The following is a 19,126-nucleotide window of genomic DNA, read 5'->3' as shown; positions in this document are numbered from 1 at the left end:
GGGAGAATTTTCGCACAATGTGCATCGCAGATGCTCTTGCCGCTTCATCCCATGTCGTGCCGGTCTGGCGACCGGCCAGGCCTGCGGGTCGCGTTTACTCCGATCGCGCAAGGCGCTAGCCCGACCCGGAATGTCTGGTTTGGGCTGCAAGGGATTCCAGGGCCGCCAGACGTTGCGCCAGGGGCGGGTGGCTGTGGTTCAGGGCCACATACAGAGGATGCGGCGTGAGGTTGGCCAGATGCTGGCGGGCCAGTTTGCGCAGGGCCGATGCCAGTGCCTCGGGCTGTTTCGTGACCTCGGCGGCGTAGCGGTCCGCCTGGAACTCATGGCGGCGGGAAAGAAGATTGTGCAGGGTATCGAGCACCAGGGACAAAGGAGCCATGAGCAGGCCGAACAGCAACAACCCCGCATGCGGGCTGGGTTGCAGTCCCAGTCCGGTAAAGAGGCTCTCCCAGCGCAGGAGCAAGGAAAAGAGCCAGAGGAGCGCGCCGATTTTGAGTACGCCCACCAGGGTGGTTCGCCGAATATGCCCGAGCTTCCAGTGGCCCAGTTCATGCCCGAGAACCGCTACGATTTCCTGTCGGCTGAGATCGTTCAGCAGCGTATCGAACAGGGCGATACGTCGTTTGTTGCCCAGTCCTGTGAAAAAGGCGTTCCCTTTGGCGCTGCGGCGGGAGCCGTCAACCGTAAACAAGCCGGTAAGGGAGAATCCCACGCGTTGCGCCAGTTGTTCGATGTCCCGGCGTAACGGACCCTGTTCCAGCGGCTCAAAGCGGAAGAACAAGGGCAGCATCACCGGAGCCAGCAACTGAAGAGTGAACATGACCACGGCCGCGAGCGCCCAGCAGCCGATCCAGGCTCCCGGGCCATAGGCGTGCAGCAGCCAAAGGATGCCGCTGAGCAACGTACCGCCGATAACCGCGCCGAGGAGCAGTCCCTTGATGCGGTCCAGAATAAAGGTGGCCGGGGTGGTCCGGTTGAAGCCGAAGCGTTCTTCCAGCACAAAGGTCTGGTAGAGGGAAAAGGGCAGTTGTAGAAGCTGGCTCAGCAATAGCAGCCCGCCGATGAAGAGCAGTCCTGCAACAAGGTCGGTTCCGAGTGGGCCGAAGCCCAGGGACGCGGCCGCGTTTTGAGCCAGTCCGTCTGCCAGGGGCAGGCCGTTGAACAGCAGAAGTAGCACCGTGGCCAGGGTCAACACCGCGTCGGATCGGACACGCAGCCTAGTGTTGGCACTGGCATAATCCTGCGAACGCGCGTACGCTTCGGGAGCGTGGATATCCTCCAGTCCGGCCGGGGGGGTAGGGGATCGGCGCAAGGCGTTGAGCAGCTCGGCCAGGGTGGAGACCGCCCAGGCCGAAAGAATGCAGATCAGAAGCAGAATCAAGGGTGTTGTCATGGCGTTCCGTAGTCTTGTTGGAGGTTCGGCCACAGCGGTGTTGCGGTTTCATGGGGAACTCGCGGACCTGTTGCGAACGAATACTACCGAGGGAATCGTACGATATCCAGTGGGCCGGAGAGCGTCAATTAAAGACATGATCGAAAGTTTGGGCATACCCCATACGGAACTATACCGAATGCGCATTGGGGAACAGGAGGTGGATTTTTCCTACCTTCCCGGTCAGGACGATACCATGGACCTGTGGCCTGCGTCCGTGCCGGTGGATGTGACCCGGGAAACGCGGCTTCGGTCGGCTCTGGCCCGTGCGGGGCGCTTCCTGGTGGATGAAAACGTGGCCGGGTTGGTACCGTTGCTGCGTGGGTTGGGGCTGGACACGGTGTATGACCGTACCTGGTCGGATGCCCACATCGCGGAAACGGCTTTCCGGGAAGCGCGGGTGTTGCTCAGTCGTGACCGGGCCTTGCTCAAGCGGTCCTGCGTGCAGCATGGGCGGCTGGTACGTTCGCAACAGCCCGATGAACAGCTGGTGGAAGTGCTGGCCCTGTATCCCCGCCCGGGAGATGCGATTCCTTTTACGCGTTGCCTGCGATGCAATTGCCTCTTGCAGCCCGTGGCAAAGGAGCGGATCCGGCATCGCTTGGAACCCCGCACGAAACGCTATTATGATCGGTTTAGCATTTGTCCGGAATGCGACCGTTTGTTCTGGCCCGGTTCGCATCAGCGGTCCATGTGGGAGCGCTATGTGTCGCTCGGGGTGGCGGATGCGCGGGAAATCCCGGATCGCCTTGATTAACGCGGCGGCGTATATTATTCATTTCTGATACGTTCGGAGGAGGGCGCACAACGCATGTCCGTGACAGCTAAGGAAATTCGGGAACACATAGCCCGCGCCAGAGCCGCCGGTCAAAAGGGGGATCTGCTGCGTTGTCTCAAATGCTTGCGGAACGCCTCGGCCGGGTTGGTGGACAACAAGGTCTTTGGGCGGGAAAAATTCGAGATCGAATCATTGCTCGTGGAGGCCTTGCGCGACCTGAACCGCATGCGGACCATGCAGCGTGTGCTGCCGCAAGGCGTGCACTACGTGCGGGGAAAGGAAGCCCGTCTGCATTCCAAGCTGGCGCATCTGTATGCAAAGCTCAAGGAAGCCATTGACCGCGCCTGCCTGGAAAAAATGCGACAACGCATGCTTACTCTGGACGAAACCCTGCTGGCCGCTCAGGAGCAGTTGAAGAATAAGGATTACCTGGAGGCGCGGAAATTGTTTCGGCGCGCTGCGGACCATTTTCCGGATCAGCCCGGGCTGCTCTCGGACATCGGCACGCGTATGCTCATGGGCGGACTGGTCCAGGAGGCCGTGGAATACCTGCGCAGGGGATTGGAGCAGAATGCGCGGGACGAGCGGGGGCATTCTTCCCTGATCATGTGTTACGAAGTGCTGGGCATGGCCGAAAAGGTGGAGGAAGCCATCAAGAACGCCATTCGTCAGCTTGGTCCCCGTGAGGATTTGTATCTGCGGCTGGGCAAGGTGGCGCTCCAACGCCGAAATTGGTCCACGGCTCTGAACGTTGCCGAGGCCGTGCTGAAGAAAAATCCCCTAAATGTCGAGGCTCGGAAGATTCGCGCCAAGGCGCGTCCCAAGGTGTACGGCAATGGATCACCCACCTCCGCGTCCACCAAGCCCGCTGGGGCGACCGCTTCGGCGCGCAAAGGAAAATCTTACAATCTTGACATGTAGCTCGGGTATCGCTGTTCATCCGGATCACCGTGTTTCCGATTTCGACATAATTCGGCACGCCCGGAGGAAATCTCCAAAAATTCTTACTTTCTTCCTGACTGAACGATTGTTTGAGAATTCCCTTGTGTGGTGCAAAAATGAGGTGTAAAAGCTGAACGCCATACAGGGAGGAGGCCTTACGACTTCATAAGGGGGCCGCATTGCTGAATCTCGGTCGCCAGTGTTTCCAGCCTGCCGTCTATTGTCACAAAGCTGTTTCAAAGGCTATGAGGGGCTATCGGTTCGTCCGGCGTGGAACCACCCCATCGTCCATTCCGCGTTGAGCCGTGTTCCGCTCCGAACCATGCCGGAATCAAACGCTTCGGAGTCATGTTCACGGATTTTGAACGCGGAAGCGAGTCGTTCACATTTCGCAACCGTGTACCCTTTGCTCACTAGGAGGAAGTAGATGAACAAGGTCGTATCCGCCATTTTGGCCATCTGTCTGGTGCTTTCCGCCGGACTTGCGTCCGCCAATACCTGGGCGGAAATTCAGGAAAAAGGCGTCATCACCGTGGGCAACGCCCCGGATTACCCCCCGTTCGAGTCCATTGACGACAACGGCGAACGTATCGGTTTTGATATTGATCTGATTCGCGCCGTGGCTGAGCGTCTGGGCCTGGAAGTCAAATTCGTGACCCTCGGTTTTGAAGTCATCGTCACGGCCGTGCAGAGCGGCCAGGTGGATGTCGGTGTTTCCGGCCTGAGCATCACCGAGGAGCGCAAGCAGTACGTGAATTTTACAGATCCGTACGTCATCGCCGGTCAGGTCGTGATCACCCGCGACGAGACCGGAATCAAGACGCTGGACGATCTTAAGGGCAAGCGTGTTGCCGCACCCGTGGGCACCACCAGCTACGCCGCTGCGGAAAAGCTCGAAGGTATCGACCTGACTGCGCCCGAGGACTACAACATGTCCTTTGCCCTGCTCAAGGGCGGCGGTGCCGATGCCGCGGTGTTCGACATCCCCGTGGCCCAGGAATACCTCAAGCAGGGCGGCCTGAGCCTCGTGGGCGATCCGCTTTCCTATGAGGAAATGGCCATGATCGCCAACAAGGACAACCCTGAGCTTATCGAGGCCATGAACAAGGCCATGGCGGAGCTGAAGGCTTCCGGCGAACTGGACGCCATGATGAAAAAATGGGGTCTGAAGTAGCCCCACGCTGCTAGGAACCGGGCCGGGGATTCGTCCCCGGCCCGTCACCCCCGTACTCTGGAGGCACGGTGGATTTTTCGCTCGTTTGGAAACATCACGCCCTGATGCTCAAGGGCATGGTCACGACCCTGGAGTGTACTTCCGGGGCCATCTCCCTTGGTCTCATCCTGGGTATCGTCGCCGGTATCGGCGTCATCTCGGACAAACGGCTGTACCGTTGGATTTCGGACATCTACGTGCAGGTTATTCGCGGCACCCCGCTGCTGCTGCAAATCTTTTTCTTCTACCTGGGCGGTCCCCAAGTTTACCGGGCCATTACCGGCGACACCATCTCCCCTGATCCGCTCATCACGGGCATCCTGGCCCTGGGCGTGAACAGCGGCGGCTACACCGCCGAGATCATCCGTGCCGGAATCCAGTCCATCGGTACGGGGCAGACCGAAGCGGCGCTCTCCTCCGGGTTGAACAAGCGGCAGACCATGATCTACATCATTCTGCCCCAGGCCTTGCGACGCATGATTCCGCCTTTGTTCAACGAACTCATCGTGCTGCTCAAGGATTCCTCGCTCATCTCCACCATCGGGGTGGCGGACCTCATGTTCTCGGCAAAGCTGCTCGGCTCCAAATATTACAATTATGTCCCTTTCCTGCTCGGAGCCGCCCTCATTTATCTGACCCTGACCGTGAGCTTCTCCCGGATCATGAAGTACCTCGAACGGCGCTGGCCGGTTCGACTCTGATTTTTGCCGAGATGCACAATACAAGCCCCCGTGGACACTCCGTCCCCGGGGGCTTGTTTCTGTGTGGATCTCCCTGCGGGGTCAGAATTTGATCAGGTTCAACCCGACATTTGCATCAAAGGCGCGGTCCACTTCTCCCTCCATGACGTCCACGACGATTTCCGCGGTGGCGCTTACATCGGCCTCGTTGAGATGGCCACCAAAGGCATGATGTTCCTCGTCCGCAAGGGTGGCATGCAAATGGAGATAGGTTTCTCCATCCATCGTGCTCACGTTGCCGATCAAAGCCGTGATCTCAAACTCCTTGCGTAACTCGCTTTTCACATATTCCTTGGTGTCCGTGCGAAAAAGACCGATCACGGCCCGGTTCACAGCGCCGATGCCGCTGACCGTGCCGAGCTTGACCGCTTCCTCGCGACAGACCGCCATGACCGAGCCGATCACTTCGTCGCCCGGATTCAGCCGGATCAGAATCCGGTTGCCGAAACGTTTGCTCTCCATGCTGCTGACTCCTTGGTTGAACAGGTGGGACTACGATTGCTTGCAACCATTGGTGAAGATGTAGTGAAAGAGTATGAAAGGCAAAGGGATTGCCGTCAACCGTTGAGCAGGCACCCTGTGTCCTGATCGGTTGAACGCGGCTGGTTTGGTGCATGGGCTTGGACGCGGGACAGGAACAGGAGCTGAAATAGCATGGTGAAGAGGGGGAAGCCTCCCCCATGGAAAAAGGCTCCCCGCCGAAGCAGGGAGCCTTGAATCACAATTGAGGCGTTGGGGTGATGGACCGGCTTAGTACATGCCGCCCATGCCGCCCATGCCACCCATGCCGCCGGGCATGGCCGGAGCCGCGGCGTCCTTGGACTCGGGCTTGTCGGCAATGGCGCATTCGGTGGTCAGCAGCAGGCCGGCCACGGAAGCGGCGTTCTGCAGGGCGATGCGGGTGACCTTTTTCGGGTCGATGACACCGGCCTTGAGCAGGTCTTCGTACTCGCCGTTGGCGGCGTTGAAGCCGAAGCCGTCCTTGCCGCCCTTGACCTTTTCCACGACCACGGAGCCTTCGAACCCGGCGTTGGCCGAGATCTGACGCAGAGGCTCTTCCACAGCGCGGGAGATGATGGCCACACCAGCGGCCTCATCGTCGTCGGAGAGCTTCAGGCCGTCCAGGATCTGGGAAGCACGGGCCAGGGGCACGCCGCCGCCAGGCACGATGCCTTCTTCCACAGCAGCGCGGGTGGCGTTCAGAGCGTCTTCCACGCGCGCTTTCTTTTCCTTCATCTCGGTCTCGGTGGCCGCGCCAACATTGATGACGGCGACGCCGCCCACCAGCTTGGCGAGACGCTCCTGCAGCTTCTCACGATCGTAGTCGGAAGTGCTTTCCTTGATCTCGTTCTGGAGCTGCTGCACGCGGGCTTTGATGTCGTCGGTCTTGCCGGCGCCGCCCACGATGGTGGTGTTTTCCTTGTCGAGCACGACGCGCTTGGCGGTGCCGAGGTCAGCCACGGTAACGTTCTCCAGCTTGATGCCCAGGTCTTCGGTGACGACCTGGCCGCCGGTGAGGATGGCGATATCCTGGAGCATGGCCTTACGGCGTTCGCCGAAGCCGGGAGCCTTGACAGCGGCCACGTTCAAGGTGCCGCGCAGCTTGTTGACCACGAGGGTGGCCAGGGCTTCGCCCTCAATGTCCTCAGCGATGATCAGCAGGGGCTTGCTCATCTTGGCGGTCTGCTCCAGCACGGGCAGCAGATCCTTCATGTTGGAGATCTTTTTCTCGTGCAGGAGAATGAACGGATCCTCGAACTCGCAGACCATCTTTTCAGGGTTGGTCACGAAGTAGGGGGAGAGGTAACCGCGGTCGAACTGCATGCCTTCCACAACGTCCAGCGTGGTTTCCAGACCCTTGGCCTCTTCCACGGTGATGACGCCTTCCTTGCCGACCTTGTTCATGGCCTCGGCAATGATGTTGCCGATGGTGGCGTCGTTGTTGGCGGAAATGGTGCCGACCTGGGCGATTTCCTTCTGGTCACGGGTGGGCTTGGCCACGTCGTTCAGTTCTTTGGTGATGGCTTCCACGGCCTTGTCGATGCCGCGCTTGATGGCCATGGGGTTGCGGCCTGCGGCCACGAGCTTCACACCTTCGGTGAACACGGCCTGGGCCAGGATGGTGGCGGTGGTGGTGCCGTCACCAGCGATGTCGGAAGTCTTGGAAGCCACTTCCTTGACCATCTGGGCGCCCATGTTCTCGAACTTGTCTTCCAGCTCCACTTCCTTGGCGACGGTAACGCCGTCCTTGGTGATGATGGGGGAACCGAAGGATTTCTCAATGACCACGTTCCGGCCCTTGGGTCCGAGGGTCACTTTAACGGCATTGGCGAGCTTGTCCACACCCGCCTTGAGGCGTTCGCGGGCTTTGGCGTCGAAAAGAATCTCTTTGGCCATGATAATGGTCTCCTTACGTGCTTTGGGGTGTTGATGTCGCTACGGTCTGCTTAGTCGACGACGGCGAGGATGTCGTCCTCGCGCATCACCAGATGCTCTTCGCCATCCAGCTTGATTTCTGTGCCAGCGTACTTGGCGAAAAGAACCACGTCCCCGGCCTTGACGGTCATGGGGACCACTTTCCCGTCGTCACCGGCCTTGCCGGGGCCGACAGCGACAACCTCGCCGCGCATGGGCTTTTCCTTGGCAGAATCAGGAATGATGATGCCGCCTGCGGTTTTTTCTTCCATCTCGAGGCGCTTCACCAGCACTCGGTCGCTCAAGGGCTTCAGCTTCATGCTATTACTCCTCCAACTAGATGTGATTTGTAGTGTTGCTTGCGCCGAACGCACTGAAGGCGTGCCGATCCTCGCGGACCCGGCGCTGCATGACAAATAAACACGAAGCCTACCCTGTCAAGCGAGGGAAGGCGATTTTTTTTACGGAAAGCAACCGCTCGTCAGGCAAGACGAAAATTCCGGGTCCATCCGGCAGGGGCTTGGTACAATCCGTGCCTAGCCGCGGCTCGGCGCTCGGAGGTGTTCCTCATAGTCGCCGTAGAGCAGATCGTCGCCGGTGCGGCCGTAAAATTCGTTCAATTCGGCGAGTTCATCGGCCAGGGCGGGGGAGTCCAGGGGATGCAGCTCTCCAGGAAGCAGCCGCCAACTCCAGTTGCCGGTGGAGCGGCCGGGTATGTTGAGTCGTCCGTCCGTTCCCAGGCCGAGTAGATCCTGTGCCGGAATAAACGCCTGGCTTGCAGGGCTGGCCATGGCCAGTCGAATCAAGGCCCGGGGAACCCCGGCCGGGTCGGGAAGCGGACCCGTGAATCGTTCGAGTCGCGTCTTGGCCTTGGAATCCAGTTCGGTTTCGAACCAGCCGCGTGTGGTGTTGTTGTCATGGGTTCCGGTGTAGACCGCGCCGAGCGGTTCATGTCGGAAGGGCGCGTTGGGCGTGCGTTCGGCCCCGGGACCGAAGCCGAATTGCAGCACATGCATTCCCGGCAGATGAAATTCCCGGCGCAGGGCTTCCACATCCGGGGTGATGATGCCGAGATTCTCTGCCAGAATGGGGAGTTCTTGGTCCCCTCCGGTGCGACGTTGCAGTGTGTGGAGCAGGTCGCGCCCCAGCCCCGGCATCCAGCGGCCGTTGGACGCGGTGCGCTCACTGGCCGGAATTTCCCAATAGGCGGCAAAGCCGCGGAAATGGTCCAGCCGGATTTGGGAATGCAGGCCGAAATGATGCAGGAGCCGGGCGCACCACCAGGAGAAGTCTGTTTCCTTGTTGGCCTGCCAGTCAAACACCGGGTTGCCCCAGCGTTGGCCTGTTTTGGAAAAATAGTCCGGGGGGACGCCCGCCACCACGGTTCGGTGGCCCTGGGGATCGAGTTTGAACAGCCGCCTGTGGCACCAAACGTCCGGGCTGTCGTGCGTTACATAGATGGGGACGTCGCCCACCAGGTCGATGCCGAGGTCATTGATGTGGGAGCGCAGCCGTCCCCATTGCTTGAAAAAGCGGTGCTGGCAGAATTTGTGAAACAGGATTTCCCGGGCCAGCCGGGTGCCGTGTTCGCGCAGGGCGCTGTCGTGGCGGTCGCGCAGGGGGGTGGGCCAATCGTACCATGCCGCGCCGTTGTGCGCTTCCTTGCAGGCCAGGAAAAAGGCCAGGTCGTTGATCCAATGGGCATTGACCGTAAGAAAGGCGTGAAAGTCCGTGTCGTGCGTCAGGGATGGCTCGGCACGGTCAAAGGCCCGGCGCAACAGCGCGGCCTTGCGGGTGCGTGCTTCGGGATAGTCCACGCGGCGGGCCGGGGGGCAGGCAGCGCGGTCCAGTTCCGAGGTGGTCAGCAGTCCTTCCTCGTGCAGCCTTTCCGGGCTGATCAGCAAGGGATCCCCGCCAAAGGCCGAGTGTCCGGCATAGGGCGAGTCGCCCACAAAGGAGGATGTGGGGGCAATGGGCAGGATTTGCCATTGCCGCACACCGGCGCGGTCCAGAAAACCGGCGAAGCGCTCCGCTGAGGGACCGATATCCCCCACGCCGAATCGGGCGGGCAGGGCGGTGATGGGCAGAAGAATGCCGCTGGTACGTTTCATGATCTCTCCATTGATGAGAACTGCTGCGAGTATGACGTTCCCGGGGGGCAGATGTCCAGAAAGGATTTCCCCTCAAGGCTTCCCGGCGTGGGACCGCTTTGTAACGGGAATGAAAAGCAGACTGAAAGATTCGGTATTGCAAAGCCTTGCGGTTTTGTGGCAGTGAAGCGCAGTTTCGTGGAGATTTACTGGGTGCTGCGCCTGTGCTACACATCCGCACCCATCGCTTTTGTTACAAGGAGCCGACATGCACGCACGGGAGCTGCATTCAGAAGATGCCAGCGGACTTTTCAAGCTCGAACAGCCCTTTGACGACCCGCTTCGCAAGGCGCTTTTTGCGCTCATGAAACGCCCACTGGCGCGCCTTTTGTGCTTTAAGAAGTTGAACAGTCTGTACGAAAGCGTCCATAATCAAGTGGAGGCCGGTCAGGATTTCGTGGATGTGGTTCTGGATCTGCTCAATGTGCAGGTGAACATCAACGAGGAAAGCCTGCGGCATATTCCGGCCAAGGGACCGGTGTTCGTGGTGGCCAACCATCCGTTCGGCATCATCGACGGCCTGATTTTAATGAAGACCATGCGCATGGTGCGTCCGGATTCCATGGTCATGGCCAACAGCATGCTCGGAATGATTCCGGAGATGCGTCCGTACCTTGTGGAAGTGGATCCCTTCGGCACGAGTGAATCGGCCAAGCGGAACATTGGCGGACTCAAGGCCGCGTTGCGCCTGTTGCGGCAGGGACACATGATCGGCACGTTCCCGGCCGGGGAGGTCGCCTCCCTCCGTCTGCGCAAACGCATGGTGCGTGATCCGCAGTGGAGTCCCATTGTGGCGGGGATTGTGCGTAAGACCGGCGCCCAGGTCGTTCCCATGTTTTTCAAAGGGCGGCACGGTCCGTTGTTCCAGGCCTTGGGACTGGTGCATCCCCGGCTGCGAACCGTGATGTTGCCCCGGGTGAATCTCAAGAAAGGCAATCAGGCCGTGGACGTGACCATCGGCAAGCCCATTTCCGCAGCCAAGACCCGCAGCTTTGCCACGGATGAAGAGGCCATTAATTATTTACGCTTTCGCACTCACATCCTGCGTCGCATTGATCGAAAAAAGGACAAGGCAAGCGACGGGCAGCTCGAGGAAACGCCCATCGCCGCGCCCTGGCCGCATGACGATCTGATGCGCGAAATCCGGTCGTTGGATGAAGAGCGGATTTTGCTTCGTTCCGGGGAATTTTTGGTTTTTGAGACCGGGGTGAGCCGCATGCCCGGGTTGCTGCACGAGATTGGCCGGTTGCGCGAGGAGACCTTCCGCCCCGTGGGGGAAGGCACGGGCCGGGAACTGGACACGGACCGCTTCGACATGACCTACCGGCATATCGTGCTTTGGGATGAGGAGAACGAGCGGCTTGCCGGGGCGTATCGCTTCGGCCGCACGGACGAGCTGCTGGCGCGCCAGGGCATCCGGGGGCTGTACTCCTCCACGCTGTTCAAGCTGCGGCCTGAACTCTTCGAGCGGATGGGACCGGCCATGGAAATGGGCCGTTCTTTCATTTGTTCGGAATACCAGCGCAGTTACCAATCCCTGTTGCTGCTTTGGAAAGGGATTTCGGAATACGTCACCCGCAACCCCCGCTACAAGACCCTGTTCGGATGCGTGAGCGTGTCCAGCGATTATACGCCGGTTTCGCGGGAGTTGATGGTTCGTTTTTTGCGTCGGCACCGCGCCGTGCCGGATCTGGAACATCTGGCCAGGCCCAAGCGTCCACCAAAGCTCAAGTATGTTAAACGGCTGGATATCTCCTTGCCGGAAACCGCATTCAACGACATTGAGGACATCGGCGTCGTGGTCGGGGACATCGAAACCGACAAGTCCATCCCGGTATTGCTCAAGCAATATCTCAAGCTGGGAGGACGGATTCTTTCCTTCAATATTGACCCGGATTTCGGAGATTGCATGGATGGCCTGATCCTGGTCGATCTTCGGGAAACCGAACGGCGGATGCTCAATCGGTTCATGGGACCGGATAAGGCCGCGACCTTTTTGGAATACCACGGCGTACTTCCGGCTGATGAGACGAAATGACGGGTGGGTGCCCGATTTTCCGGGCATCATGAAGACATGGCGGAAACGCCCCGGGGTTGACGGCTCCGGGGCGTTTCTTCTGGCTGAATCAGGAAGAACCGAGAAACAGCGCGGCAAGCGGCGGCCACGACGCAAGCGTGGCAGCCAGCAGCTCATGTCCCCGGTCATCGGGATGCACGCCGTCACCGCGCTCCAGGGCATGCCGGTATGTCCTGTTTTCCACGAGTGCGGAAAACAGGTCAAAGCAGGCCGCTCCATGCCTTTCGGTTACGGTACGAAATTGAGCGGCCAGGGCGCCGAGGCGGGCGTTTTTGTCCGGGTCCGCCATGGGGGGCGGAGTGATCAGCAGATGGCTCCCCACCTCACCGGATCGGCGCAGAATGTCCGTGCAGGCCCGGGTGCTGTCTTTTGGAGGGACGTGCTGCGCCACGTCGGCCGTGCCGACGCAGAACACCAATCGCGTATCCGTTGCGTTGTTGCTGCGTGCCAGAGCCTCGGCCATCCAGCGTTGCCCGAGGCGGACGCTCGTGTCGGCGCGAACCCCGAGGTTGTAGAGTGTGGTCTTGGTCAGGTCTGCGCCTAGGCGTTGGGCCAGTCGGCCGGGCCAGCCCAAGCCGGACGAATCCCCCACCCCGAGGGTCAGGGAATCGCCGAAACAACAAATTATCATTCAAATACCTCCGGCTAACGTCTTGGCATCACCTTGTGGTGAACGGGAAAGGTAATGCAACAGCAGGAAAAAAGTTCCATTTTTCAGGAGAAAGGTCTAATCTAATCTGTGGATTTCGTCGAAACCGCAGCAGAGAGGGAAACTCCACGACCTATCTTGTCATTATGGTTTTAACTGTGTATCAAATAGAAGATTCTAATCAGGGGCGAATATCCCGGTCACCCTGTCAGATTTCATCGGCGCCGGGAGAGGGAACGAAGATGGAGGGATCACCCAGATGCTGAAGAACATGAAGCTTGGCGTTAAGCTGGGAGCAGGGTTTGGTCTGCTGATGCTCATCGCTGCGATCCTTGGGGGCATTGCAACGTATAACATGCTCAGCGTGGGAGGGCAGTCTCAGGAGCTTGCTGAGGAATACGTCCCGGAAGTGGACATGGCTGCCACCATTGAGCGCAATTCGCTGCTGACCATGTACGAGATGCGCGGGTATGCGTTGAGCATGGATAAGGCGTATTGGCTCAAGGCCCAGGAGCAGCTTGAATCCGTGCGGAGTTCCCTGGCGGAAGCGAAACAGCACGCCGAAGATTATCCGGATTTGGTCAAGCTTCGTGAAGGGGTGGGCAAGGCTTCCACTCTGGTGGAGCAGTATGCGGCGCTGGCTGATCGAACTGACGAACTGGTCGGCATCATGCAGGATGTCCGCGACCAGATGGATGAGGCGGCCGGGATCTATGTCCGCAACTGTGCAGCCTTTCTTGAGACGCAGAACGAAGCCATGGTTCGGGAGCTGAACCAGGGACTGCCCCCAGCCCGAATTACCGAGCGTTTGGACAAGATCACCTGGGTCAACGATATCATCGACCTGGGGAACGATACGCGGGTGCGCAACTTCAAGGCCCAGGCTCTGCGGGATCCGGAGCTGTTGCGCAGTGCCTTGCAGAACTTCGACGCGATGGAAGACCTTTTCGATAAGCTTCGCAACGTTACGCGACGTGCTGAGAATCTCAAGCAGATCGCCGCGACGCGGGAGGCCGCTGATTCCTATCGTAAAGTCATGGAAGCATATTTGAAAAATTGGCTTGAGCTGCAGGACATCGGCCTTGAACGCGAAAACGTTTCTTCAGGCGTGCTGGATGCCTCACAGGAAACCGCCAATGCCGGTATGGTGGAAGCCCGCGCCCGCGCTGTCGCGGCAGTGGATGCCTTGAACCTCGCCTCCACCGTCATGATTGTGGGATTGGTCATCGCCTTGATTCTTGGCGTCAGCGTGGCCATCGTGCTCACACGCGCCATCACCAAGCCTGTGTTCCTGGGAGTCAAGTTTGCGGAAGGCATGTCCCAGGGCGACTTTACGCAGACCCTGAATATCGACCAGAGCGACGAGGTGGGGCTGTTGGCCCGTTCCCTCAACGACATGGTCACGCGTCTGCGTCAGGTGGTTCACGAGGTGCAATCTGCCACGGAGAATGTGGCCTCCGGGAGCGAGGAGCTTTCCGCCTCGGCCCAAACCCTGTCTCAGGGGGCTACGGAACAAGCCGCCAGCATTGAAGAAGTTTCTTCCTCCATGGAAGAGATGACCGCGAACATCAAGCAGAACGCGGATAACGCCCGGCAGACCGAGGCCATTGCCCAGCAGGCGGCCAAGGATGCGGCCGAGGGCGGACAGGCTGTGAATCAGGCCGTGGACGCCATGAAGAACATTGCGGAAAAAATCTCCATCATTGAGGAGATTGCCCGGCAGACCAACCTCTTGGCCTTGAACGCGGCCATTGAAGCCGCCCGCGCCGGGGAGCACGGCAAGGGCTTTGCGGTTGTTGCGGCCGAGGTTCGCAAGCTGGCCGAGCGCAGCGGCGCGGCAGCCGGTGAGATTAGCGAACTGTCTTCCAGCACCGTGGATGTGGCGGACAATGCCGGTCAGATGCTCAACAAGCTGGTTCCGGATATCCAGAAAACCGCCGAGCTGGTGCAGGAAATCACGGCGGCCAGCAACGAGCAGAACGCGGGCGTGGAGCAGATCAACCGCGCCATCCAGCAGCTTGATCAGGTCATTCAGTCCAATGCCTCGGCTGCCGAGGAAATGGCTTCAACTTCCGAGGAGCTTTCGAGCCAGTCGCAGATGTTGCAGCAGACCATGTCCTTCTTCCGGGTGGGCCAGGACAATCAGTCCCGGCGCATGGTGGTCCGTCAGTCCCAGCCCAAACCGCTGGAAAGCGGTGGCGGCCGGAGTTCGGAAACGGCATCCAAGCCAGCGTCCCGTCCGCAGAAGTCGGATGATTCCGGCGGCGGCAATGGTTCCGGCGGTAACGGCGTGGATCTCAACCTTGGCGGCGGTGACGGCGAAGACGAGGACTTTGAGCGCTTCTAGCACCGGTCAACCAATCAACAAGAAAGCGTCGGTCCGTTTGTGGCCGACGCTTTTTTTTGCCCCGGGCGGCATCCTACATCTTACCTCGAACTGTGGCCTCCTGAATTTCCAGAGCAAAGACAAGGGTGCGTTTCAACGCTTTGGAATCCATGGGCGAAACCGAGCCGCTGTAGCGCAGTACCAGCTCATCCAGGCCGGTTTGCCGCTCTTGCAGGTCGTGCACGATGCGGCAGACCGCGTTGCCTCGCACGCTTTCAAATCGAAACCCCCATTTGCAGGCGGTTTTCCCCGGTCGCGGCTCCATGTGGGCTATGGCGGAGAACCCGATATGGGTGCTGTCCTTCATTGCCGCAACCTTGCGTCCGTGGAGACCGGAATGCACGTACAGGGTTTTCCCCCGGCGTGCGAAGTTGACGGGAACGCAAAAAGCGCCGTCCGCATCGACCAACGCCAGATGCATGATTTGAGCACGGTCCAGTGCCGCTGTTGCCTTGGCGATATCATTGCTCGTGTCCGCTCGCATGGTGTCTCCTGGTTAGGTGGGGGCGCAGTTCATTATATTCTCATCGCATTTACGGAATGTTGCAAAGGGAGTACTACACCAAGCCCTGTGGAAGGAAAAGAAGCCACCTTGTGCGGGGGGCGCAGCGGTTCCGCTCAGCAAAATGCGACAGGAGAACGATTATGAACAGCCAATGTGTGTTGTTGTTTGTGGAATACCCGGAACCCGGCATGGTTAAGACGCGGTTGGCGGCGGACGTCGGGGCGGAACCAGCCGCCCGGCTGGCCCGGGCCATGGCCGAGGATGCTCTGGCCGCAGTGCAGGCGCTTGCAGAAACGGACTTGATCCTTTGCTTTGCTCCAAAACGGCGCGAACGGGAAATGCGCCATTGGCTCGGTCGAGAACAAAAATATTGGCCTCAGGAAGGCGGCGATGAAGGAAAACGGAGGAACCATGCCGTGACATCGGCCTTTCGCCGCGGCTATGAGCGAGTTGCCATCGTTGATACCGATGTCCCGGAGATGCACGCGGAAGCGGTGGCGCAGGCTTTGGATTCCCTGAGAAAATATCCGTCCTGCCTTGGTCCTGCCCGAGGCGGGGGGTATTGGCTGATCGGGTTCGCAGCCAGTGCGTATTCCCCCGGCGTGTTTCACGGCATCCCCTGGAGGACCGCCCAGGAGTTCGAGCGAACCCTGCACTACCTGGAGAGCCGGGAGCTGGTGCCGTTCAGGGCATCCACGTATCAGGAAGTGAACACCCTGGCAGGCTGGCGCTCCCTGGCGCGATCCGGCGGCATCCGGCCCGGAACCCGCACCCGCATGGAAACGGATCGGGTTTTGGGGGCGCAGGCGGCTCAGTAATCCAGCAAATTCAGGTCCGGCACATCCCGGCGGGCCTTTTGGCGTGTGAAGCAAAGCACATCGTGGCCGATCTGGGATGCCATTTCCAGTGTCCAGCCTTCCAACGTGCCAAAGGCACTGCCCATCTCCAATTGAATTCCTTGGCGGATTTGAAAAATCACCCGGGTTCCTGGTTCCTTGTCGGCTTGATCCAGGTGGGCCAGGATGGTGGGGGTGAGATTGCAGACCACATGCCGGACATCAATGGGGGTTGGTTCTTGAGACATGGCGGCTCCGGTTACTTTCCGATGCAGAAGTTGTCGAAAATGGAATGCAGGACGTCCTGCGGGGCAATACGGCCAGTCAAAGCCTCCATGGCTTCGCAGGCTCCTTCCAGACGGACGCCCATCAAATCATACGGAACCCCCTGCACTGCGTCCTGAGCCAGTGCTTTGAGTTCCTGGTTCGCCTGACGCAGCAGCGCGGCTTGCCGGGCATTGGGAACAGCGGCGTCAGGGTCCGGCTCTCCGGTGTCGCGCAGGCAACGGGCGCGAATGCGGTCGGCCAGTTCCTGTATTCCGGTGCCGGTACGGGCGGAAACGCGGATCGTTTCCAGGTCAAGTTGCTCCAGGGTGGCGGCCGGATCCGGCTGGGCCGCGGGTTGGTCGGCCTTGTTGAGCACGGCAAGGGTTCGCCCCGGAGCAAGGTCACGGGCGATGCGTTGTTCCTCCGGTTCCAGCGGACGGGATCCATCCACCACGAACAGCACCAATTCGGCGCGGGAGGCCAGTTCGCGGCTGATCTCCATGCCCGCGGCCTCCACTTCGTCCACGGGAATGGTTGCAGCCGCAGCATCGGACGTGTCGGAAGATGGATCGCGTAATCCCGCCGTGTCCACGATGCGCACCCGCAGACCGTCCAGCAGAAGATGTTCTTCGATGTAGTCCCTGGTGGTGCCGGGCCGCTCCGTGACAATGGCCCGCTCCCGGCCGAGCAGGGCGTTGAGCAGACTGGATTTACCTGCGTTCACTCGTCCGGCGAGCACCACCATGACACCTTCACGCCAGGCTCTGGCGCGTTCCATGCCCGCCAGCAATTCATCCACCCGGTTGCGGATGTGCTGCACTTCACGGATCAAGTCTTCCGGGGGCAGGCATTCCACATCTTCCTCGGGAAAGTCCACGGCCAGGCAGAGCTGGGCGCGCAGGTGCTCGAGTCGTTCGCGCAGGGCGTCCACACGGGTTCCAAGCCCCCCGGCCAATTTTGTCTGAGCCAGATGCAGGGCGGCACGTCCGGGGGCGGCAATGAGTTCCGCGACAGCCTCGGCCTGTGTCAGATCCATGCGGCCGGCCAAAAAGGCCCGAAGCGTAAATTCCCCCCGGTCCGCAAGCCTGGCACCATGTTGCAGGAGCAGGTCCAGAACCGCGGAGGGAGCGGCATCTCCACCATGACAGTGAATTTCCAGAACGTCTTCGCCCGTGTAGGAGTGGGGACCGGGCATATACGCGGTCAGCACTTCATCCAGCACGTTTCCCGCTGGCGTGCAGATTGTTCCGAAATGAAGCATGCGCGGGGTGAAATCCTGAAAATCTGCCTGGGTTGAATGGAAAATTTGCAAACCCAGCGAACGGGCTTCAGGTCCGCTCACGCGGAGCACGGCCACGCCTCCGGTCCCAGGCGGGGTGGCAATGGCCGCAATGGTATCGCGGCGAGTGGAGGGCTTGGAATCGGATCGGCTCATGCAAAACACCTCGTAAGGAACGCCCAGCCAGGAAAGCGGATACGGTCGGAGGTAGCCTGGCGTCCCATTGGAACGGAAAAAGGGATGACGGGCGATGTCTCCCCGCCATCCCTTGAATGACATGTTCGCGTCGGGGCAGATACCCCCGAAACGGGGTCAGCGGCTGCGCCGCTTGGGAACGATGAGCACACGCTTGAGCGGGCCTTCGCCCTTGGAACGCGTGATCACGCCCGACATCTCCTGCACCGTGAGGTGCACCACCCGACGGTGGTAGGAACTCATGGGCTTGGTGCTCTGCGTGCGGCGGGACTTGATGGCCTTTTCCGCCATGCGGCGGGCTTGCTGGCGCAGTTTCTCGTCCTGCCGTTCGCGGTAATCACCGGTATCCAGCTGCACACGCACAGACGTTCCCATATTGCGGGAAACGATGCGGTTGAGCAGGTATTGCAGGGCGGAAAGGGTTTGTCCCTCACGCCCAATGATCAGGCCGGAGTGTTCCTCGTCATCAATCATGACGTGAACCCGGTCCGCTTCCACGGTGATATCCAATCCCGGATCCGGGGCCAGATTGTGGAGCAGGGTCAGAGCTGCTTCCCGGACGACGGCTTGCAGCTTTTCCTTGTCCAGCCCTTCCAGGGAGGGACCGCGGGAACCGTTGCCGTTGCTGTTGTTGTCGCCGTTACCGTTACCGTTATTATCCGCAGGCTGCTGTTCCGGTTCGTCTCCGGGAAAGTCGGGAACCGTGTCCTTGTCGGCCGGGACCGGAGCCGGATTGGCCTCGTGCACGGTCCGCCGGGGCGGATATTCGGGCGTTTGCCCTGCATCCTGTCCAGCTTTGCCGTTGCCTGCCTGGCGGACCGGTTCTGCTGCTTCGGCCTTGGCTTCCGGCTTGGGAGCCGGGGCTTTGTGCGGTTTGCTCCCGGAGCGTGGCGTGGATTTAGGTTTGGAATCTTCCTGGGCCGGCGCGATGTTTTTCGGTTCTTGCGCTTGTGCGGAACCGGATTTCGCGGACTTTTTCTGCCGCTGTGCGTCATTGGCTTCGCCAGCGGAGCGGGGAGCGGATTGTTTGGTGTCTTTGGAGGCCTCCTGTGAAAGGACGGGTTTGACGCCGCCCCGGGGCCGGGCCTTGACCGATGCCTTGCGTACGCCCACCAGCCCGAAGATGCCGGTGGAACCGCCGCTAATGATTTCGATTTCCAGTTTCGCGCGCGGCACGTCGTAGTGCTCGCACGCGGACTGGATGGCTTCGTCCAGGGTTTTTCCCTGGAATTCCTTGAACTCGCTCATGTGTTTCCTCT

Annotated in this window: 17 protein-coding genes; 7 read left to right on the top strand and 10 right to left on the bottom strand. The window is 60.1% G+C overall.

From position 1 onward, the window contains the following. Nucleotides 1-115: 115 nt before the first annotated feature. Nucleotides 116-1,396 (bottom strand): M48 family metallopeptidase, encoded by a 1,281-nt coding sequence (locus B5D49_RS01080; RefSeq protein ID WP_078715799.1) that lies wholly within the window; start codon nucleotides 1,394-1,396, stop codon nucleotides 116-118. Here B5D49_RS01080 and B5D49_RS01075 point away from each other — a divergent pair. The 4 genes from B5D49_RS01075 (at nucleotide 1,395) to B5D49_RS01060 (ending at nucleotide 5,069) form a co-directional block, all read left to right on the top strand. After that, nucleotides 1,395-2,192 (top strand): Mut7-C RNAse domain-containing protein, encoded by a 798-nt coding sequence (locus B5D49_RS01075; RefSeq protein WP_078715798.1) that lies wholly within the window; start codon nucleotides 1,395-1,397, stop codon nucleotides 2,190-2,192. The genes B5D49_RS01080 and B5D49_RS01075 overlap by 2 nt on opposite strands. Before the next feature lie 54 nt (nucleotides 2,193-2,246). Continuing rightward, on the top strand, nucleotides 2,247-3,134 hold the full coding sequence (locus tag B5D49_RS01070; RefSeq protein ID WP_078715797.1) for a tetratricopeptide repeat protein: 888 nt from the start codon (nucleotides 2,247-2,249) through the stop codon (nucleotides 3,132-3,134). A 448-nt stretch (nucleotides 3,135-3,582) separates the two neighbouring features. After that, a complete protein-coding gene (locus B5D49_RS01065) occupies nucleotides 3,583-4,329 on the top strand; it encodes a basic amino acid ABC transporter substrate-binding protein (RefSeq protein ID WP_078715796.1) in 747 nt (248 codons plus the stop codon). 68 nt (nucleotides 4,330-4,397) lie between these two features. Continuing rightward, nucleotides 4,398-5,069, top strand: coding sequence for an amino acid ABC transporter permease (locus B5D49_RS01060; RefSeq protein WP_078715795.1), 672 nt, complete (start codon nucleotides 4,398-4,400; stop codon nucleotides 5,067-5,069). Between the two features lie 81 nt (nucleotides 5,070-5,150). Here the strand turns inward: B5D49_RS01060 and B5D49_RS01055 are convergent, their stop codons facing one another. The 4 genes from B5D49_RS01055 to malQ form a co-directional block, all read right to left on the bottom strand. Then, nucleotides 5,151-5,570 carry a PPC domain-containing DNA-binding protein gene (locus B5D49_RS01055; protein WP_078715794.1) on the bottom strand — a complete coding sequence of 140 codons (420 nt, stop codon included), beginning with the start codon at nucleotides 5,568-5,570 and terminating at the stop codon, nucleotides 5,151-5,153. Nucleotides 5,571-5,858: 288 nt separating this feature from the next. Then, a complete protein-coding gene (groL, locus tag B5D49_RS01050; RefSeq protein WP_078715793.1) occupies nucleotides 5,859-7,508 on the bottom strand; it encodes a chaperonin GroEL in 1,650 nt (549 codons plus the stop codon). A gap of 47 nt (nucleotides 7,509-7,555) precedes the next feature. Further along, nucleotides 7,556-7,843, bottom strand: coding sequence for a co-chaperone GroES (gene groES, locus B5D49_RS01045; RefSeq protein ID WP_078715792.1), 288 nt, complete (start codon nucleotides 7,841-7,843; stop codon nucleotides 7,556-7,558). Nucleotides 7,844-8,059: 216 nt separating this feature from the next. Beyond that, entirely contained in the window at nucleotides 8,060-9,634 is a 1,575-nt protein-coding gene (malQ, locus tag B5D49_RS01040) for a 4-alpha-glucanotransferase (protein WP_078715791.1), read from the bottom strand. A gap of 247 nt (nucleotides 9,635-9,881) precedes the next feature. Here malQ and B5D49_RS01035 point away from each other — a divergent pair, with 247 nt between their 5' ends. Further along, complete coding sequence (locus B5D49_RS01035) at nucleotides 9,882-11,711, top strand: lysophospholipid acyltransferase family protein (protein ID WP_078715790.1); 1,830 nt, start codon at nucleotides 9,882-9,884, stop codon at nucleotides 11,709-11,711. Between the two features lie 88 nt (nucleotides 11,712-11,799). Here the strand turns inward: B5D49_RS01035 and B5D49_RS01030 are convergent, their stop codons facing one another. After that, entirely contained in the window at nucleotides 11,800-12,381 is a 582-nt protein-coding gene (locus B5D49_RS01030) for an SGNH/GDSL hydrolase family protein (RefSeq protein WP_078715789.1), read from the bottom strand. A gap of 277 nt (nucleotides 12,382-12,658) precedes the next feature. Between B5D49_RS01030 and B5D49_RS01025 the strand changes: the two genes are divergently transcribed. Further along, nucleotides 12,659-14,746, top strand: a complete 2,088-nt coding sequence (locus B5D49_RS01025) for a methyl-accepting chemotaxis protein (protein WP_144019040.1) — start codon at nucleotides 12,659-12,661, stop codon at nucleotides 14,744-14,746. Nucleotides 14,747-14,819: 73 nt separating this feature from the next. On the opposite strand, the gene B5D49_RS01020 is transcribed toward B5D49_RS01025, so the two are convergent. Continuing rightward, complete coding sequence (locus B5D49_RS01020) at nucleotides 14,820-15,269, bottom strand: pyridoxamine 5'-phosphate oxidase family protein (protein ID WP_078715788.1); 450 nt, start codon at nucleotides 15,267-15,269, stop codon at nucleotides 14,820-14,822. Between the two features lie 161 nt (nucleotides 15,270-15,430). Here B5D49_RS01020 and B5D49_RS01015 point away from each other — a divergent pair, with 161 nt between their 5' ends. Further along, the gene (locus tag B5D49_RS01015; RefSeq protein WP_159447094.1) at nucleotides 15,431-16,108 is read left to right on the top strand and encodes a TIGR04282 family arsenosugar biosynthesis glycosyltransferase; all 678 of its coding nucleotides are present in this window, start codon (nucleotides 15,431-15,433) and stop codon (nucleotides 16,106-16,108) included. Here the strand turns inward: B5D49_RS01015 and B5D49_RS01010 are convergent. The 3 genes from B5D49_RS01010 to jag form a co-directional block, all read right to left on the bottom strand. Beyond that, a complete protein-coding gene (locus B5D49_RS01010; protein ID WP_078715786.1) occupies nucleotides 16,102-16,374 on the bottom strand; it encodes a hypothetical protein in 273 nt (90 codons plus the stop codon). The two genes, B5D49_RS01015 and B5D49_RS01010, sit on opposite strands and share 7 nt — an antisense overlap. Nucleotides 16,375-16,385: 11 nt before the next feature. Next, nucleotides 16,386-17,828: a tRNA uridine-5-carboxymethylaminomethyl(34) synthesis GTPase MnmE gene (gene mnmE, locus B5D49_RS01005; RefSeq protein ID WP_078716028.1), complete on the bottom strand. Its 1,443-nt coding sequence runs from the start codon at nucleotides 17,826-17,828 to the stop codon at nucleotides 16,386-16,388. Between the two features lie 156 nt (nucleotides 17,829-17,984). Beyond that, entirely contained in the window at nucleotides 17,985-19,115 is a 1,131-nt protein-coding gene (gene jag, locus B5D49_RS01000) for an RNA-binding cell elongation regulator Jag/EloR (RefSeq protein ID WP_078715785.1), read from the bottom strand. Nucleotides 19,116-19,126 lie beyond the last annotated feature (11 nt).

This window comes from Paucidesulfovibrio gracilis DSM 16080 (genome assembly GCF_900167125.1).
In the GTDB taxonomy this organism is placed as follows: domain Bacteria; phylum Desulfobacterota; class Desulfovibrionia; order Desulfovibrionales; family Desulfovibrionaceae; genus Paucidesulfovibrio; species Paucidesulfovibrio gracilis.
This window is presented reverse-complemented; position numbering and strand designations above follow the sequence as displayed.

Coding starts and splice junctions, on each gene's coding strand:
- B5D49_RS01075 (WP_078715798.1), top strand. CDS start 1,395: ATGGCGTTCCGTAGTCTTGTTGGAGGTTCGGCCACAGCGGTGTTGCGG.
- B5D49_RS01080 (WP_078715799.1), bottom strand. CDS start 1,396: ATGACAACACCCTTGATTCTGCTTCTGATCTGCATTCTTTCGGCCTGG.
- B5D49_RS01070 (WP_078715797.1), top strand. CDS start 2,247: ATGTCCGTGACAGCTAAGGAAATTCGGGAACACATAGCCCGCGCCAGA.
- B5D49_RS01065 (WP_078715796.1), top strand. CDS start 3,583: ATGAACAAGGTCGTATCCGCCATTTTGGCCATCTGTCTGGTGCTTTCC.
- B5D49_RS01055 (WP_078715794.1), bottom strand. CDS start 5,570: ATGGAGAGCAAACGTTTCGGCAACCGGATTCTGATCCGGCTGAATCCG.
- groES (WP_078715792.1), bottom strand. CDS start 7,843: ATGAAGCTGAAGCCCTTGAGCGACCGAGTGCTGGTGAAGCGCCTCGAG.
- malQ (WP_078715791.1), bottom strand. CDS start 9,634: ATGAAACGTACCAGCGGCATTCTTCTGCCCATCACCGCCCTGCCCGCC.
- B5D49_RS01035 (WP_078715790.1), top strand. CDS start 9,882: ATGCACGCACGGGAGCTGCATTCAGAAGATGCCAGCGGACTTTTCAAG.
- B5D49_RS01030 (WP_078715789.1), bottom strand. CDS start 12,381: ATGATAATTTGTTGTTTCGGCGATTCCCTGACCCTCGGGGTGGGGGAT.
- B5D49_RS01025 (WP_144019040.1), top strand. CDS start 12,659: ATGCTGAAGAACATGAAGCTTGGCGTTAAGCTGGGAGCAGGGTTTGGT.
- B5D49_RS01020 (WP_078715788.1), bottom strand. CDS start 15,269: ATGCGAGCGGACACGAGCAATGATATCGCCAAGGCAACAGCGGCACTG.
- B5D49_RS01015 (WP_159447094.1), top strand. CDS start 15,431: ATGAACAGCCAATGTGTGTTGTTGTTTGTGGAATACCCGGAACCCGGC.
- B5D49_RS01010 (WP_078715786.1), bottom strand. CDS start 16,374: ATGTCTCAAGAACCAACCCCCATTGATGTCCGGCATGTGGTCTGCAAT.
- mnmE (WP_078716028.1), bottom strand. CDS start 17,828: ATGAGCCGATCCGATTCCAAGCCCTCCACTCGCCGCGATACCATTGCG.
- jag (WP_078715785.1), bottom strand. CDS start 19,115: ATGAGCGAGTTCAAGGAATTCCAGGGAAAAACCCTGGACGAAGCCATC.